Annotated in this window: 15 protein-coding genes; 4 read left to right on the top strand and 11 right to left on the bottom strand. The window is 70.2% G+C overall.

The genetic code is table 11. The features are described 5' to 3' along the window. Positions 1–10 precede the first annotated feature (10 nt). On the bottom strand, positions 11–1,060 hold the full coding sequence (locus BT364_RS16275; RefSeq protein ID WP_072485891.1) for a 1-aminocyclopropane-1-carboxylate deaminase: 1,050 nt from the start codon (positions 1,058–1,060) through the stop codon (positions 11–13). 75 nt (positions 1,061–1,135) lie between these two features. Then, positions 1,136–1,792, bottom strand: a complete 657-nt coding sequence (locus BT364_RS16270; RefSeq protein WP_072485890.1) for a GntR family transcriptional regulator — start codon at positions 1,790–1,792, stop codon at positions 1,136–1,138. A 262-nt stretch (positions 1,793–2,054) separates the two neighbouring features. On the opposite strand from BT364_RS16270, the gene BT364_RS16265 reads away from it, so the two are divergent. Further along, positions 2,055–2,723, top strand: a complete 669-nt coding sequence (locus tag BT364_RS16265) for a potassium channel family protein (RefSeq protein WP_072485889.1) — start codon at positions 2,055–2,057, stop codon at positions 2,721–2,723. Next, on the top strand, positions 2,723–3,400 hold the full coding sequence (locus BT364_RS16260; protein ID WP_072485888.1) for a potassium channel family protein: 678 nt from the start codon (positions 2,723–2,725) through the stop codon (positions 3,398–3,400). The genes BT364_RS16265 and BT364_RS16260 overlap by 1 nt, the downstream gene beginning before the upstream one ends. A 104-nt stretch (positions 3,401–3,504) precedes the next feature. Here BT364_RS16260 and BT364_RS16255 read toward each other — a convergent pair whose 3' ends face one another. The 5 genes from BT364_RS16255 to BT364_RS16235 all read right to left on the bottom strand — a co-directional run bounded on the left by BT364_RS16255 (position 3,505) and on the right by BT364_RS16235 (position 9,042). Further along, on the bottom strand, positions 3,505–4,263 hold the full coding sequence (locus BT364_RS16255) for a DUF3159 domain-containing protein (protein WP_072485887.1): 759 nt from the start codon (positions 4,261–4,263) through the stop codon (positions 3,505–3,507). A 3-nt stretch (positions 4,264–4,266) separates the two neighbouring features. Next, complete coding sequence (locus tag BT364_RS16250; protein WP_072485886.1) at positions 4,267–4,683, bottom strand: OB-fold nucleic acid binding domain-containing protein; 417 nt, start codon at positions 4,681–4,683, stop codon at positions 4,267–4,269. A gap of 99 nt (positions 4,684–4,782) precedes the next feature. Then, positions 4,783–5,475, bottom strand: coding sequence for a response regulator (locus tag BT364_RS16245; RefSeq protein ID WP_072486035.1), 693 nt, complete (start codon positions 5,473–5,475; stop codon positions 4,783–4,785). Positions 5,476–5,565: 90 nt separating this feature from the next. After that, positions 5,566–8,109 (bottom strand): sensor histidine kinase, encoded by a 2,544-nt coding sequence (locus tag BT364_RS16240; protein ID WP_072485885.1) that lies wholly within the window; start codon positions 8,107–8,109, stop codon positions 5,566–5,568. Between the two features lie 183 nt (positions 8,110–8,292). After that, positions 8,293–9,042, bottom strand: a complete 750-nt coding sequence (locus BT364_RS16235; protein ID WP_072485884.1) for an ABC transporter ATP-binding protein — start codon at positions 9,040–9,042, stop codon at positions 8,293–8,295. A 255-nt stretch (positions 9,043–9,297) separates the two neighbouring features. On the opposite strand from BT364_RS16235, the gene BT364_RS16230 reads away from it, so the two are divergent. After that, positions 9,298–10,197: a M20/M25/M40 family metallo-hydrolase gene (locus tag BT364_RS16230; protein WP_072485883.1), complete on the top strand. Its 900-nt coding sequence runs from the start codon at positions 9,298–9,300 to the stop codon at positions 10,195–10,197. 23 nt (positions 10,198–10,220) lie between these two features. After that, entirely contained in the window at positions 10,221–11,660 is a 1,440-nt protein-coding gene (locus tag BT364_RS16225) for a M1 family metallopeptidase (protein ID WP_072485882.1), read from the top strand. A gap of 52 nt (positions 11,661–11,712) precedes the next feature. Here the strand turns inward: BT364_RS16225 and BT364_RS16220 are convergent, their stop codons facing one another. Genes BT364_RS16220 through kdpF form a run of 4 tightly spaced genes read right to left on the bottom strand, consistent with a single transcriptional unit; the run spans position 11,713 to position 16,289 of the window. Further along, positions 11,713–12,381, bottom strand: coding sequence for a potassium-transporting ATPase subunit C (locus tag BT364_RS16220; protein ID WP_072485881.1), 669 nt, complete (start codon positions 12,379–12,381; stop codon positions 11,713–11,715). A gap of 23 nt (positions 12,382–12,404) precedes the next feature. After that, the gene (gene kdpB, locus BT364_RS16215; protein ID WP_177328143.1) at positions 12,405–14,531 is read right to left on the bottom strand and encodes a potassium-transporting ATPase subunit KdpB; all 2,127 of its coding nucleotides are present in this window, start codon (positions 14,529–14,531) and stop codon (positions 12,405–12,407) included. Then, on the bottom strand, positions 14,528–16,192 hold the full coding sequence (gene kdpA, locus BT364_RS16210) for a potassium-transporting ATPase subunit KdpA (protein WP_072485879.1): 1,665 nt from the start codon (positions 16,190–16,192) through the stop codon (positions 14,528–14,530). Before kdpA ends, kdpB begins: the two co-directional genes overlap by 4 nt. Positions 16,193–16,199: 7 nt before the next feature. After that, entirely contained in the window at positions 16,200–16,289 is a 90-nt protein-coding gene (gene kdpF / locus BT364_RS16205) for a K(+)-transporting ATPase subunit F (RefSeq protein WP_037701211.1), read from the bottom strand. Positions 16,290–16,463 lie beyond the last annotated feature (174 nt).

Raw genomic sequence — 16,463 nt, 5'->3', positions numbered from 1 at the left:
ATCCTTGCACTCAGGCGTCCGCGAAAAGGGCGCTGTAACCATTCAATGCGGGCTGGCCGCCGAGATGTGCGTAAAGGACGGTGGAATCGCGGGCGATCTCGCCGCGGGCCACGAGGTCGGCCATTCCCGCCATCGACTTCCCCTCGTACACGGGGTCGGTGATCATGCCCTCGGTACGGGCGGCGAGCCGCATCGCGTCGAGGGTCGTGTCGTCGGGGATGCCGTAGGTGCCCGCGTGGTAGCGCTCGTCGAGTTCGATGTCGTCCACGGTGAGCTCCCGGCGCACCCCGATGAGCCGTGCGGTGCCGGCCGCGATCCGGGCGATCTGCTCGCGGGTACGGGCGGGCTCGGCGGAGGCGTCGATGCCCAGGACGCGCCGCGGTCGGGCGCCCGCCTCCTCCAGCGCGGCGAAGCCCGCGACCATGCCGGCCTGGGTGGAGCCGGTCACCGAGCAGACCACCACGGTGTCGAAGAACACGCCGAGCTCGTGTTCCTGCTCCGCGACCTCGTACGCCCAGTTCGCGAAGCCGAGCCCGCCCAGCGGGTGGTCGGACGCGCCCGCGGGGATGGCGTACGGCTTGCCACCACCCTCCTCCACCTCGCGCAGCGCCTGCTCCCAGCTCTCCTTGACGCCGATGCCGAACCCGGCGCGCACCAGGCGGACGTCGGCGCCGGCCAGGCGGCTGATCAGGATGTTGCCGACCTTGTCGTAGACGGCGTCGGGCCACTCGACCCAGCTCTCCTGCACGAGTACGCACTTGAGACCGGCGCGGGCGGCGACCGCCGCGACCTGGCGGGTGTGGTTGGACTGGACGCCGCCGATGGACACGAGGGTGTCGCAGCCCTTCGCCAGGGCGTCGGCGACGAGGTATTCGAGCTTGCGGGTCTTGTTGCCGCCGTAGGCGATGCCGGAGTTGCAGTCCTCCCGCTTGGCCCAGATCCCGGCGCCGCCGAGGTGCTCGGTGAGCCGGTCGAGCCGGTGCACCGGCGAGGGACCGAAGAGGAGGGGGTAGCGGTCGTAGGAGGAGAGGGACGGGGAGGCGGACGTGGTGGTGGTCATGCGGGCTCCCTGGCTCGGTGGTGCGGCGGAGTGCGGAGTGGGGTGCTGCGGCGGCCCGCTCGTCGGGCCGCCGGGCTACTCGGGCGGTTCGTCGGCGAGTTCTTCGAGCGCGCGCCAGATCTCGGCGGTGATCCGGGCGGCGGCTACGGCATCGCGTCCCGCGCACGCCTCGATCAGCCGCTCGTGCAGCTCCGCCGAGCCGTGCGCGGAGCCGGCCGTGCCGAACTGCCGCCACTCCAGGCGCCGGATCAAGGGGGTGTAGCGCTCGACGGTGGCGGCCACGGCGCGGTTGCCGCAGGCGGTGACCAGGACGTCGTGGAGCCGGTCGTCGGCGCGCAGCGCTTCCGCCACGTCGCCGCGGCCGGTCGCGTCCCGGAACCGGTCGTTGGCCGCGCGCATCGCGGCGACGTCCCCGTCCCTGAGGCGGGGCACGGCGGTCCTGGCGGCCAGTTCCTGCATGGCCCGTACGACGGCCGCCGCGTCCCGGACGTCGCGCGGCACCAGCCGGGTCACCCGGGTGTAGCTCTGCGGCTTGGCCTCGACGAGGCCCTCGCCACAGAGCCGGGACAGCGCGTCGCGGACCGGGGCGCGGGAGAGTCCGAGGCGTTCGGCGAGGTCGGCGTCGCGGACCGGGGCACCGGGCGGGAGGTCGCCGCGGACGATGGCGTCGCGGATCGCCTCGTAGGCGGTGTCCCGCAGCAGGGTCCGTCGGACGGGGCGCAGGGTCTCCATGAACTGACATGTTAGATGTCTGTGCACTTCGTACTCAAGGGTCCGTCCGTCGGCAGCCGCGAGCGGCGGCCTGCGGCGGCCACCGGGCGGGGCACGGCGAAAGCACACTCGGATGAGGCTTCGCGCTCCGGGCCGCATAAGCTCATCCTGGGCAACGGGACACACCGTTGCCCCGTTGTTTGCCCGGCAAGCTGAGAAAGAAGTGTGAGCAGGGTGTTTTCGCAGGTCAGCCGGACGACCAGGACTGCGAGGTAGGCGCAAGGTGCACATCGTCATCATGGGCTGCGGGCGAGTAGGAGCCGCTCTCGCGCAGACCCTGGAGCAGCAGGGGCACACGGTCGCCGTCATCGACCAGGACCCGACGGCGTTCCGACGCCTCGGGTCCGGATTCGGCGGACGGCGCGTCACGGGTGTCGGCTTCGACCAGGACACCCTCCGCGAGGCGGGTATCGAGGAGGCCGGTGCGTTCGCCGCGGTGAGCAGCGGCGACAACTCGAACATCATCGCCGCCCGGGTGGCCCGCGAGATGTTCGGCATCGAGAATGTCGCGGCGCGGATCTACGACCCCCGGCGCGCCGAGGTCTACCAGCGTCTCGGCATCCCCACGGTCGCCACCGTGCGCTGGACCGCGGACCAGATGCTGCGGCGGCTGCTGCCTTCGGGCGCCGAACCGCTGTGGCGGGATCCGAGCGGCGGTGTGCAGCTCGCGGAGGTGCACACCACGCCGTCCTGGATCGGCCACAAGATCAGCACCCTGCAGGAGGAGACGGGCGTCCGCGTGGCGTTCCTCACCCGGCTGGGCGAAGCCATACTGCCCACCTCGCAGACGGTGCTGCAGGAGGGCGACCTGGTCCACGTGATGATGCGTACGGACGAGATCGCGAAGGTCGAGGCGGCCTTCGCCGAGGGTCCTGAGGAGGGCGGTCACTGATGCGTGTCGCGATTGCCGGGGCCGGCGCGGTGGGCCGTTCCATCGCGGGCGAGCTGCTGGAGAACGGGCACGAGGTGCTGCTCGTCGACAAGGCGCCGACGGCCATCTCCGTGGAGCGGGTGCCGATGGCCGAGTGGCTGCTGGCGGACGCCTGCGAGATCACCTCGCTCGACGAGGCGGCGCTCCAGCGCTGCAACGTCGTGATCGCCGCGACCGGCGACGACAAGGTGAACCTGGTCGTGTCGCTGCTCGCCAAGACCGAGTACGGCGTGCCGAGGGTCGTCGCCCGGGTCAACAACCCGAAGAACGAGTGGCTGTTCAACGAGGCCTGGGGCGTCGATGTGGCGGTCTCGACGCCGCGTCTGATGTCGGCCCTGGTCGAGGAGGCGGTGAGCGTCGGCGATCTGGTCCGGCTGCTGCGCTTCAGCCACGGTGACGCCAACCTGGTCGAGCTGACGCTGCCGCCGGAGTCGGCGCTGGCCGGCACCCGGGTCGGCGAGGTGGCCTGGCCCGAGGACACCTCGCTGGTCACCATCATCCGTGGTCAGCGCGTGCTGACACCGAGCACCGAGGAGACCCTGGAGGCCGGCGACGAGCTGCTGTTCGTGGCCGCGCAGGCGCGCGAGGAGCAGTTGGAGGACCTGCTGTCGGTGCGCCGGGGCGACTCGGACGACTGACCCGTGGGCGCGGACGGCGCGGACGCGGGAAGGGCCCGGAACCGTATGGCACGGTTCCGGGCCCTTCCGTATGTCCGGCGAGCGCGGTACTCGGAACGCCCGGCTCAGAACTCCTGGTTGCGCGCGGCGGCCGCGGCAGCCTTGCGCTCCTTCTCGGCCTGCTCCTCGGCCTCCATCTCGGCGAATACATCGATGGGCGGCGGCGCCTTGGCCAGGAAGACCCAGGTCAGATAGACCGCGAGCAGGAACGGGGGGATCTTCAGGGCGACCAGGACCCAGCCGAACTGGGTGGTGTCGGCCCACCAGTACAGCGGGAAGAGGATCGCGCACTTGGCGAGCAGGATCAGTCCCCAGGCGTAACTGGCCTTGGCGTACGCCTTCTTGCGGCCGGGGTTCCTGGTGCGCCAGGAGAGGTTCTCCTTGAACACCGGCCCCAGGATCAGACCGATCAGCGGCACCCCGGCGAGGGTGGTGATCAGGTAGGCGAGGGCCAGGCCGAGTGTGTAGAGCATGCCCGGCAGATAGAAGTCCTTGGCATTGCCCGTCATCATCGCGAAGACCACACCGAAGGCCACGCCGAAGACACCGCTGAAGGCGTGCTTGACGGTGTCCCTCCGGATCAGCCGTACGACGACAAGGACCAGGGACACCGCCAGGGCCGCGATGGCCGAGAGGTGCAGATCCTTGTTGAACGTGAAGATGGTGACGAACAGCAGCCCGGGGACGACTGTCTCCACCATGCCCCGGGCTCCGCCGAACGCCTCGAAGAGCGCGGCCTCGGTGACCGCCTTCGCGTCGGTCGCCTGCTGGTCGGTGCGGGTGGTGGGGTCCGTGTCGGACGTCGGCTTGTCGAGAGACGTCACCGGCTACTCCTTGCCGAGCGGTCGGAGTTCGTATTTGGGGTTGAACAGCACCCGGCGCCCGTGACTCATGGCGATCCGGCCCGAGGCGATGAGCTTGCGGCCCGGTTCTATGCCCACGATGGAGCGACGGCCCAGCCAGACGACGTCCAGCGGCGCGGTGCCGTCGAAGAGCTCGGCCTCCAGGGCGGGCACTCCGGCGCGCGGCCGCAGGGTGACGGTCCGCAAGGTACCAGTCACCTTCACGATCTGGCGGTCGGTGCATTCGGAGATCCGCGTGCAACCCGAGGCCTGCGCGTCCTCCTGCAGCTCCTCGGACTCGAGGTCCTCCTGGGAGCTGGACAGCCGGTCGAGCATCCGCCGGAAGCGGCCCGACGGCTTCTCCGCCTTGCCGGGCTTGTCGGATCGAGGAACAGCACTCATACCCGAAGGGTACCGGTCCCGGCTGCTCCGGGCGGGTGTCCCCGGTCTCACTCGGACGAGTGACCGGGGAGAGTCGCGGAAGAGCTCCCTGCGCCCCGTTCAGCCGCGCTCGAAGCGGTATCCCATGCCCGGCTCGGTGACGAAGTGCCGGGGGTGCGAGGGGTCGGCCTCCAGCTTGCGCCTCAGCTGGGCCATGTAGACCCGCAGATAGTTGGTCTCGGTGCCGTACGAGGGCCCCCAGACCTCCTGGAGCAGCTGCTTCTGGCTGACCAGCCGGCCGCTGTTGCGGACCAGGACCTCCAGCAGGTGCCACTCGGTGGGGGTGAGCCGTACGTCGCGTCCCGCGCGGTGGACCTTCTTCGCCGCCAGGTCGACGGTGAACCCCTCGGTCTCGACGATCACGACGTCGTCGGAGCCGTGCTGCCCGACCGGCTCGGCGCGGCGGACCGAGGCGCGCAGCCGGGCCAGCAGCTCGTCCATGCCGAACGGCTTGGTGACGTAGTCGTCGGCGCCGGCGTCCAGGGCCTCCACCTTCTCGTCGGAGGTGTGGCGGGCGGAGAGCACCAGGATCGGCACCCGGGTCCAGCCGCGCAGCCCCTTGATCACCTCGACGCCGTCCATGTCCGGCAGCCCGAGGTCGAGGACGACGACATCGGGGTGGCGGGCGGCGGCGAGCTGGAGGGCGGTCGCGCCGTCGGGCGCCGCGTCCACCTCGTACTTGCGCGCCTTCAGGTTGATCACGAGGGCGCGTACGATCTGCGGCTCGTCGTCGACCACAAGCACCCGGGTCATGGGGGCCCTGCCTTTCTGCTGTACGGCGATCTCTCGGGACGTACCGGAGATCATGAGGTGAACTGCGTGGTCATGAAGTGTTCCGCGTGGTCATGAGGTGACCCGCGCGGACAGGTCGGGGCTGACCGGAACGTATCCCGATGCCGCCTTGAGGGTCAGCACCATGGTGAGGCCGCCGCCGGGGGTGTCCTCGGCGTCCAGCGTGCCGCCCATGGACTCCACGAAGCCGCGGGCCACGGCGAGCCCCAGTCCGACGCCCGCGCCGCGCGGGGCGTCGCCGTAGCGCTGGAAGGGCTCGAAGATGCGCTCCTTGGCGTCGTCCGGGACTCCGGGGCCGCGGTCGGCCACCCGTAGCTCGACGCGTTCGCCGAGCGCGCTGGCGGCCACGGTGACGCGTTCCGCGTAGCGGCTGTACTTCACGGCGTTCTCGACGATGTTGGCGACGGCCCGCTCCAGCAGCCCGGGGTCGACCTCGACCATCGGCAGGGTCTCGGGGATGTCCAGGTCGACGCTGTCCTCGGGGACACCGCCGAGCGCCATCGGGACCACCTCGTCGAGGTCGATCTCGCGGATCAGCGGGGTGACGGTGCCGGTCTGGAGCCGGGACATGTCCAGGAGGTTGCCCACGAGGTGATCGAGGCGGTCGGCGCCGTTCTCGATGCCCTCCAGGAGTTCGGCCTGGTCCTCCTCGGACCAGGCGACGTCGTCGGAGCGCAGGGAGCTGACGGCGGCCTTGATGGCGGCGAGCGGGGTACGCAGATCGTGGCTGACGGCGGCGAGCAGTGCCGTCCTGATCCGGTTGCCCTCGGCGAGCCGCCGGGCCTCCTCCGCCTCGTCGACCAGGCGCTCCCGCTCCAGTACGACGGCGGCCTGCGCGGCGAACGCGCCGAGCACCCGCCGGTCCTCGGCGGGCAGCACCCGCCCGGAGAGCGCCAGCGCCATGTGGTCGCCGACGGGCATGTCCACATCGGCGTCCTCCGGCCGGGCCACCGGTCCCGGCCCGACGCTCCCGGCACAGGTCCACGGGTCGACGTCGCTCTCGCGTTCCAGCAGGGCGACGGACTCCATGCCGAAGGTCTCGCGGACCCGGTCGAGGAGCGCGTCCAGCGTCGTCTCGCCGCGCAGCACACTGCCCGCCAGGAAGGAGAGGATCTCCGACTCGGCGCGCAGCCGGGCCGCCTGATGGGTACGGCGGGCCGCCAGATCGACGACCGAGGCGACCGAGACCGCCACCGCGAAGAAGATCACGATGGCGACGAAGTTCTCCGGGTCCTGCACCGTCAGGGTGTGGGTGGGCGGGGTGAACCAGTAGTTCAGCAGCAGCGAGCCGGCGGCGGCCGAGGCGAGGGCGGGCAGCAGTCCGCCGATCAGGGCCGCGACGACCGTCATGAAGAGGAAGAGCAGGACGTCGTTGGCGAGCCCGGGGCCGTTGCCCAGGCCGCTCAGGAGCAGCGTGAGGAGGGCCGGGCCGCCGACCCCGACCAGCCAGCCCCAGATGATCCGGACCCGGCCCAGCCGGGCACCGCGGGCTATGGGCAGGCCCCGTCCCTTGGCGACCTCTTCGTGGGTGACGATGTGGACGTCGAGGTCGGGCCCGGACTCCCGGGCGACGGTGGCGCCCACGCCCGGCCCGTAGATGTACTGCCAGGCCTTGCGGCGGCTGGAGCCGAGGACGATCTGCGTGGCGTTCACCCCGCGGGCGAATTCGAGGAGCGCCGACGGTATGTCGTCGCCGATGACATGGTGGAACGTGCCGCCGAGGTCCTCCACGAGGGTGCGCTGGACGGTGAGTTCCTTGGGGGAGGCGGAGGTCAGCCCGTCGCTGCGGGCGATGTAGACGGCGAGGATCTCGCTGCCCGAGCCCTTGGCCGCCATCCGGGACGCGCGGCGGATGAGCGTACGGCCCTCGGGGCCGCCGGTGAGTCCGACGACGATGCGTTCGCGGGCCTGCCAGGTGGTGCGGATGTTGTGCTCGCCGCGGTACTGCTGGAGGTACTCGTCGACCCGGTCGGCGACCCAGAGGAGGGCCAGCTCGCGCAGTGCGGTCAGGTTGCCGGGGCGGAAGTAGTTGGACAGCGAGGCGTCGATCCGGTCCGGCTTGTAGATGTTGCCGTGGGCCATCCGGCGGCGCAGCGCCTGCGGCGACATGTCGACGAGTTCGAGCTGGTCGGCCCTGCGGACGACCTCGTCGGGGACGGTCTCGCGCTGTCGCACGCCGGTTATCGCCTCGACGACGTCACCGAGCGACTCCAGGTGCTGGATGTTGACGGTGGACACCACGTCGATGCCGGCCTGGAGGAGCTCTTCGACGTCCTGCCAGCGTTTGGCGTTGCGGGAGCCCGGCACATTGGTGTGGGCCAGTTCGTCCACCAGGGCGACGGCGGGGGCGCGCTCCAGGACCGCGTCGACGTCCATCTCGGTGAAGAAGGCGGAGCGGTACTCGATCTCGCGGCGCCGGACCTGCTCCAGGCCGTGCAGCATGACCTCGGTGCGCGGCCGGTCGTGGTGCTCCACGAAGGCGACGACGCAGTCGGTGCCCCGCTCCACGCGTCGATGGGCCTCGGAGAGCATCGCGTACGTCTTGCCGACGCCGGGTGCCGCACCCAGGTAGATCCGAAGCTTGCCGCGTGCCATGGCCCCATTGTCTTCTCTTGAACCGGCTGCGTCCGATGCGGCAGCCGCTTCGAAGCTACCCCGCGCATTGTCGACAAATGGGGCGGGGGGTGGGGCGAGGGACCGAATTGACAGGATTCTGACGCCCCGGACGGGCTTCGGAGGGACTTGGGGCGCCCCTCGGAAGCCCCTCCCCCGGCTCCGCTACGCGTGCTCGACGATGTGTCCGTCGCTCAGTTCCAGCACCCGGTCCGCCAGCCCCAGCAGCTGGGGGTCGTGCGTCGCCACCAGCGCGGTGACGCCCTCGCTGCGCACCACCGCCCGCAGCAGCTCCATCACCGCGAGCCCGGTCTCCGCGTCGAGCTGACCCGTCGGCTCGTCCGCGATCAGCAGGGCGGGCCGGTTGGCGAGCGCGCGGGCGATCGCGACGCGCTGCTGCTGGCCCCCGGAGAGCTCTCCGGGGCGCTGGGCGGCGTGGTCGGCGAGGCCGACCAGGGAGAGCAGCAGCGCCACCCGCTCCTCGCGCTCGCGCGGGTCCGCCTTGCGCAGCCGCATGGGCACGCCGACGTTCTCCGCCGCGGTCAGGATCGGGATCAGGCCGAACGACTGGAAGATGAAACCGATCCGGTCCCGGCGCAGCTCCAGGAGCCCGTTCTCGCCGAGCCCGGCGAGGTCCGTGCCGTCGACGGTGATCCGGCCGCCGTCGGGGCTGTCGAGCCCGCCGAGCAGGTTGAGGAGGGTCGTCTTGCCCGAACCCGAGCGCCCCTTGAGCGCGACGAGCTCGCCGCGCGGCACCTCGAAGGACACCCCGCGCAGCGCGTGCACGGCTCCGGCGCCGGAGCCGTACGAGCGGTGCAGGTCCTCGACCCGGACCATGGGCCCGCCTGCCGGTTCCTCGGCGACTGCGGTACCGCCCTGCCCCTCGGTGCCCGTCCGGCCGGTGCTCTCGGTCATGTCTCTCCCCGTACGTGCTCGGTCTCGTCGGCCGCCAGTATGTGCAATGCGCACAGGGCTGGACAATGCCCAGCGGCTTTCGGACGTCCGATGCGGTCGTCCCGGCGGTGGCTCGGCCCGCCACACCCTTTGTCGAAGTACTACCGCTCCCCGACAACTTCCCGACAACTTTCTGACACCGCCCGACCAGCCTGGCCGAGGTCCACCGGGGCGAGCGCCCCGGCCTTGAAGTGCCCCGTCCTCGAAAGGGTGCGCATGACGTCACGCAGAAGCCTTCCCCGGCTGGCGGCCGGAGTTCTCGGGATCTCCCTGACCCTGTCCGCCGTCCCCGCCGCCGCGAAATCGCGGCCCACCGCCGCCCCCACCGTCTCCGAGCAGCAGGTGATGCCCCATCTGCGGGCCCTGCAGCGCATCGCGGACCGCAACGGCGGCAACCGCGCGCACGGCACGAAGGGGTACGCGGATTCGGTGGCGTACGTGAAACGCGCGCTGGACCGGGCGGGCTTCCGTACCCGGCTGGTCCCGTTCACCCACGCCGGGGCCACCGGCGACAACCTGATCGCCGACTGGCCGGGCGGCGACCCGGACCATGTGGTGCTGACCGGGGCCCACCTCGACAGCGTGAAGGAGGGCCCGGGGATCAACGACAACGGCTCGGGTTCGGCCGCGGTCCTGGCCGCGGCCCTCCAGGTGGCCAAGTCCGGTCTCAAACCCGAACGGCACCTGCGGTTCGCGTGGTGGGGCGCGGAGGAGCAGGGCCTGATCGGCTCGGAGAGCTACGTCAGCGGGCTCTCCGGGGCCGAGCGCCGCAGGATCGATGTCTATCTCAACTTCGACCAGGCCGGCAGCAGGAACACCCGGCAGTGGCTCGTGGTCCACGACGACGAGCACGGCGAGACCGAGGCCCAGCAGGCGTTCGAGGCGTGGTTCGCCGAGCGGTCCATCCCGACCTTCGACATCGGCGTCGGTGGTTCGGACCACGAGTCGTTCGGCAACGCCGGCATCCCGTCGTCCGGCTTCAGCACCGGCATCTCCGACTGCATCCACGAGGCCTGCGACGACCTCGCCAACGTGGATCCGAAGACGGAGACGACCAGCGCCGACGCCATCGTCGGCGTGCTGTGGAAGCTCGCCGCCACCACGCCCCGGCACTGACCCCCGATCCCCAGGAACGAGACATGCGCAGACTCCCGAACCGACTGAACCGACGCCGCAGGACCGTCACCACCCTGGTGGCCGCGGTCGTGAGCGGCTCCGTGCTGGCCACCGTCCCCGCCTCGGCCGCCGTCGGCGGACCGGGTCTCGGCGACCCGTACTTCCCCGACGACGGCAACTCCGGCTACGACGTCTCCCACTACGACGTCCGCATCTCCTACGACCCGGCGCACACCGACCGTCTGGACGGCGACACCACCGTCACCGCCCGCGCCCTGACCGGCCTGGACCGGTTCGGCCTGGACCTCAAGGGCTTCACCGTGGCATCGGTGGAGGTGGACGGCGTACCGGCGAAGACCTTCTCCCGGGCCGGCGCCCATGAACTGCTCATCACCCCGGCCCGCCCGGTGGCGAAGGGCGCGACGTTCGAGGTCCGGGTGAAGTACGCGGGCAGGCCGGACCCCGAGGGCTGGCACACCCTGCGCAACGGCGGCGCGAACGTGGCGGGCGAGCCGCACTCCGCGACCTCCTGGTACCCCGCCAACGATCACCCGTCCGACAAGGCCACCTTCGCCCTCACCGCGACGGTCCCCGACGGCTGGACGGCCGTCGGCAACGGACTGCCCGGCCCGGAGAGCCTGAGGGACGGCAGAAGGACCTTCCGCTGGTTCGAGGACCGGCCGATGGCCACGTACCTCAGCACGGTCGCCATCGACCGGTTCACCGTCCACCGGGGCCGGACGGCCGCCGGAACACCGGTCATCACGGCGTACAGCCCGGACGCCGTCATCGACCCCGAGGCGGAGGCCCAGCAGACGGAGATCCTGGACTTCCTGGCCTCGAAGTTCGGTCCGTACCCGTTCTCCTCCGCGGGTGCCATCGTCGTCGGGGCCTCGAAGGAGCCGTCCAACGGCCCCCTCGCCCTGGAGACGCAGAGCCGCCCCACCTACGGCTCCATGCTCTTCGACGCCTCGATGGTCCACGAGAACACCCACCAGTGGTTCGGTGACAGCGTCTCGTTCAAGGACTGGCGGGACGGCTGCGCCGCCGAGTGCTTCGCCCAGTACGCGGGGCAGTTGTGGGAGGAGCACAAGGGCGCCGACCTGGACCAGGACTACTACCGGTCCGAGGTGGAGGAGTACCGCAACGACCCGTCGTTCTGGTCCGTCAAGCTCTACGACCCGGGACCGGGCAAGGAACTGGACCCTGCGCTGTACTTCAAGGGCTCGCTGATGCTGCACGCCCTGCGCCGCACGGTGGGCGACGAGGCGTTCTTCCGGACGCTCCGGACCTGGACCCGCGACCACGCGTACGGCAATGCCTCGTTCCGGCAGTTCGAGGCGCTGGCGGCCAAGGTCTCGGGCAAGGACCTCAAGGGCTTCTTCGCCGCGTGGGTGGACGGCACGGTCCTCCCGCCGCAGAAGTACCTCTACCCGGGCACCTTGGGCACGCCGGCCCGGTGAACGGGCGAGCGAGGCGCGGGGTCCGGCCCCGCGCCTCGCTGCTCGCGCTTCCTCAGGCCCCGTCGACCAGCTGCTTGAGGGCGATGTTGAGCTGGAGGACATTGACCCTCGGCTCTCCGACGAAGCCGAGGATCCGGCCGTCGGTGTGCTGCTCGACGAGCTTCTCCACTTGGGCGACGGGGAGGTGGTTCCGCTCGGCCACCCGGCGCACCTGGAGCTGTGCGTAGGCCGGGGAGATGGCCGGGTCGAGGCCGGAGCCGGAGGACGTGACGGCGTCGGCCGGCACGTCCGAGGGGCTGACCGGGTGGCCGGGGACGGAGTTGTCCTTGACCACGGCGGCCTTGGCGGCGGTGACCCAGTCGATGAGTTCCTTGTTGTCGCCGGAGCGGTTGGTCGCGCCGGAGAGGATCAGCTTGTACTGGGTGTTGACGCTGTTGGTGCCCAGGCCGTTGGAGGGGCGCGGCTGGAACCACTTGAGGTCCGGGGCCGCGGTCTCCTGCCCCTTCTTCAGCGGCAGGTCGTAGCGCTGGCCGATGAGTTCGGAACCGACGACCTTGCCGTTCGCGGTGATCTCGGAGCCATTGGCCTGGTCGGGGAAGACACCCTGGGCGACGCCGGTGACGGCGAGCGGGTAGAGCACGCCGCAGACGACGGTCAGCACGAGCAGGGCGCGCAGCCCGGCCCAGAGCAACCGGGCGGTGTTTGCTACGGAGTTGTTCATGGCAGGTCAGCCGATTCCTAAATTCAGTGCAGCCCGGGTACGAGGGAGATGACCATGTCGATGATCTTGATGCCGATGAACGGGGCGACCAGACCGCCGAGTCCGTAGATCCCGAGGTTGCGCCGGAGCATCGAGTCGGCGCTGCTGGGCCGGTAGCGCACGCCCTTCAGGGCGAGCGGCACCAGCGCGATGATGATCAGCGCGTTGAAGATCACGGCCGACAGGATCGCGGACTGGGGCGAGGACAGCTGCATGATGTTCAGCTTGTCCAGGCCGGGATAGACCACGGCGAACATCGCGGGGATGATCGCGAAGTACTTCGCGACGTCGTTGGCGATCGAGAACGTCGTCAGCGCACCGCGGGTGATGAGCAACTGCTTGCCGATCTCGACGATCTCGATCAGTTTCGTGGGGTTGGAGTCCAGGTCCACCATGTTCCCGGCCTCCTTGGCGGCCGAGGTGCCGGTGTTCATGGCCACGCCGACATCGGCCTGGGCGAGCGCCGGTGCGTCGTTCGTGCCGTCGCCGGTCATCGCGACGAGCTTGCCGCCCCCCTGCTCGCGCTTGATGAGGGCCATCTTGTCCTCGGGCGTCGCCTCGGCGAGGAAGTCGTCGACGCCGGCCTCCTCGGCGATGGCCTTCGCGGTCAGCGGATTGTCGCCGGTGATCATGACCGTCTTGATGCCCATCCGGCGCAGCTCGTCGAACCGCTCCCGCATGCCCTCCTTGACGACGTCCTTGAGGTGGATGACGCCGAGGACCCGGGCGCCGTGCTCGTCCTCCAGGGCCACCAGCAGCGGCGTGCCGCCCGCCCCGGAGATCGTGTCGGTGAGCGCCTGCGCGTCCTGCGAGACGGTGCCGCCGCGCTCCTTCACCCAGGCGACGACCGAACCGGTGGCCCCCTTGCGGACCTTGCGTCCGTCCACGTCGACGCCCGACATGCGGGTCTGGGCGGTGAAGGCCACCCACTCGGCCTGCCGCAGCTCGCCCTGGTGGCGCTCGCGCAGCCCGTACTTCTCCTTGGCGAGCACGACGATCGAGCGGCCCTCCGGCGTCTCGTCGGCCAGCGAGGAGAGCTGGGCCGCGTCCGCCAGTTCGGCCTCGGTCGTGCCCTTCACGGGTACGAACTCGGCGGCCTGCCGGTTGCCGAGCGTAATGGTGCCGGTCTTGTCGAGCAGCAGGGTCGACACGTCACCGGCGGCCTCGACGGCACGCCCCGACATGGCAAGGACATTGCGCTGGACGAGGCGGTCCATGCCGGCGATGCCGATCGCGGAGAGCAGTGCGCCGATGGTCGTCGGGATCAGGCAGACCAGCAGCGCGGTCAGCACGATCATCGACTGCCGCTGCCCGGCGTAGATCGCGAAGGGCTGGAGGGTGACGACGGCGAGCAGGAAGACGATGGTGAGGGACGCGAGGAGGATGTTCAGCGCGATCTCGTTGGGCGTCTTCTGCCGGGCGGCGCCCTCGACCAGGGCGATCATCCGGTCGATGAACGTCTCGCCGGGCTTGGTGGTGATCTTGACGACGATGCGGTCGGAGAGCACCTTCGTGCCCCCGGTGACGGCGCTCCGGTCACCGCCGGACTCCCGGATGACCGGGGCGGACTCTCCTGTGATCGCGGACTCGTCGACGCTCGCGACGCCCTCGACGACATCGCCGTCGCCGGGGATGACGTCACCGGCCTCGCAGACCACCAGGTCACCGATGCGCAGCTCGGTGCCGGGCACCCGCTCCTCGTTCTTGCCGATCAGCCGCCGGGCGACGGTGTCGGTCTTGGCCCTGCGCAGCGTGTCGGCCTGCGCCTTGCCGCGTCCCTCGGCGACCGCCTCCGCCAGGTTGGCGAAGATCGTGGTCAGCCACAGCCAGGCCGTGATCGCCCAGCCGAACCACTCGCCCGGGTCCAGGCACGCCAGCACGGTCGTGAACACCGAGCCGATCAGCACCACGAACATCACCGGGGACTTGACCATCACCCGGGGGTCGAGCTTGCGTACGGCGTCGGGGAAGGACCGGATCAGCTGCGCCGGGTCGAACAGGCCCCCGCCGACACGTCCTTCGCTCTGGTGGCCCGTGGGCGCGTCCTGGTGCGGTGCCCGGGTGGGGGTGACAGTGGACATCGAGTCCTCTTGCTCCGTACGAGTGGTCATGACGCCAGCCCTTCGGCCAGCGGCCCCAGCGCCAGGGCCGGGAAGAAGGTCAGCCCGGTGATGATCAGGATCGTGCCGACCAGCAGTCCGCTGAAGAGCGGCTTGTGCGTGCCCAGGGTGCCCACGGTCGCCGGTACGGGCTTCTGCTCGGCGAGCGAGCCGGCCAGCGCGAGGATGAACACCATCGGCAGGAACCGGCCGAGCAGCATCGCGAGACCGATCGTGGTGTTGAACCACTGCGTGTCCGCGTTGAGCCCGGCGAACGCCGAACCGTTGTTGTTCGCACCCGAGGTGTAGGCGTAGAGGACCTCGGAGAATCCGTGGGCGCCGGTGTTGGTCATCGAGTGGGGCGGGGTGGGCAGCGCCATCGCCGCGGCGGTGAAGCAGAGCACCAGCGCCGGGGTGATCAGGATGTAGCAGGCCGCGAGCTTGATCTCGCGGGTGCCGATCTTCTTGCCGAGGTACTCCGGCGTACGTCCGACCATCAGCCCGGCGATGAACACCGCGATGATCGCCATGACGAGCATGCCGTAGAGGCCGGAACCCACGCCTCCGGGCGCGATCTCGCCGAGCTGCATGCCCAGCATCGTGATCCCGCCGCCGAAGCCCGTGTACGAGGAGTGGAACGAGTTCACCGCACCCGTCGACGTCAGCGTCGTGGCCACCGCGAAGATCGACGAGCCACCGATCCCGAACCGGGTCTCCTTGCCCTCCATCGCCCCGCCCGCGATCTCGAACGCGGGCCCGTGGTGGGCGAATTCGGTCCACATCATCAGGGAGGTGAAGCCCAGCCAGATGATGCCCATCGTCGCGAGGATCGCGTAACCCTGCTTCAGCGAACCGACCATCCGGCCGAACGTCCGCGTCATTGCGAACGGAATCACCAGGATCAGGAAGATCTCAAGAAGGTTGGACAGCCCGTTGGGGTTCTCGAACGGATGGGACGAATTGGCGTTGAAGTAACCGCCGCCGTTCGTGCCCAGCTCCTTGATGGCCTCCTGGGAGGCCACGGCGCCGCCGTTCCACTGCTGCGAGCCGCCCATGAACTGCCCGACCTCGTGGATGCCGGCGAAGTTCTGGATCGCGCCGCAGGCCACCAGCACCAGCGCGCCGACGGTGGCGATCGGCAGCAGGATCCGTACGGTGCCACGCACCAGGTCGGACCAGAAGTTGCCGAGCTCACCGGTGCGGGAGCGGGCGAAGCCGCGTACGAGGGCCACCGCGACGGCCATCCCGACGGCGGCCGAGACGAAGTTCTGCACCGCGAGGCCGCCGGTCTGCACGACATGGCCCATGGCCTGTTCGCCGGAGTACGACTGCCAGTTGGTGTTGGCGACGAACGACGCCGCCGTGTTGAACGCCTGGTCCGGATCGATCGAGGCGAAGCCGAGCGAACCGGGCAGCGCGCCCTGGAGCCGCTGCAGCAGGTAGAGGAAGAGGACGCTCACCGCGGAGAAGGCGAGCACCCCCCGCAGATACGCGGGCCAGCGCATCTGCGTGTTCGGGTCGGCGCCGACGGCCTTGTACATCCACTTCTCGACGCGCAGGTGCTTGTTCGAGGAGTAGACGCCGGCCATGTAGTCGCCGAGCGGACGGTACGCCAGCCCCAGCGCCACGACGAGCGCGAGAACCTGGAGCACACCAGCGAGGACGGGGCTCATATCGCGCTCAGAACCTCTCCGGGTACAGAAGGGCGAGGACGAGGTAGCCCAGCAGGGCGACGGCCACGATCAGGCCGACGATGTTCTCGGCAGTCACAGCTTCGCCACCCCCTTGGCGACGAGAGCCACCAGCGCGAACACCGCGATCGTGGTGACGACGAAGGCCACATCGGCCATCGTGTGCTCCTAGATGAGGTACGGATTCTCGGACCTCTTGAGCAAACCTCTCGCCACGGGTGTCCTGGCCTGCGTTGATGTCTTCCTTACGGGG

Origin of the sequence: Streptomyces atratus (assembly GCF_900119365.1) — a bacterium.
GTDB classification, from domain to species: Bacteria; Actinomycetota; Actinomycetes; order Streptomycetales; family Streptomycetaceae; genus Streptomyces; species Streptomyces atratus_B.
This window is presented reverse-complemented; position numbering and strand designations above follow the sequence as displayed.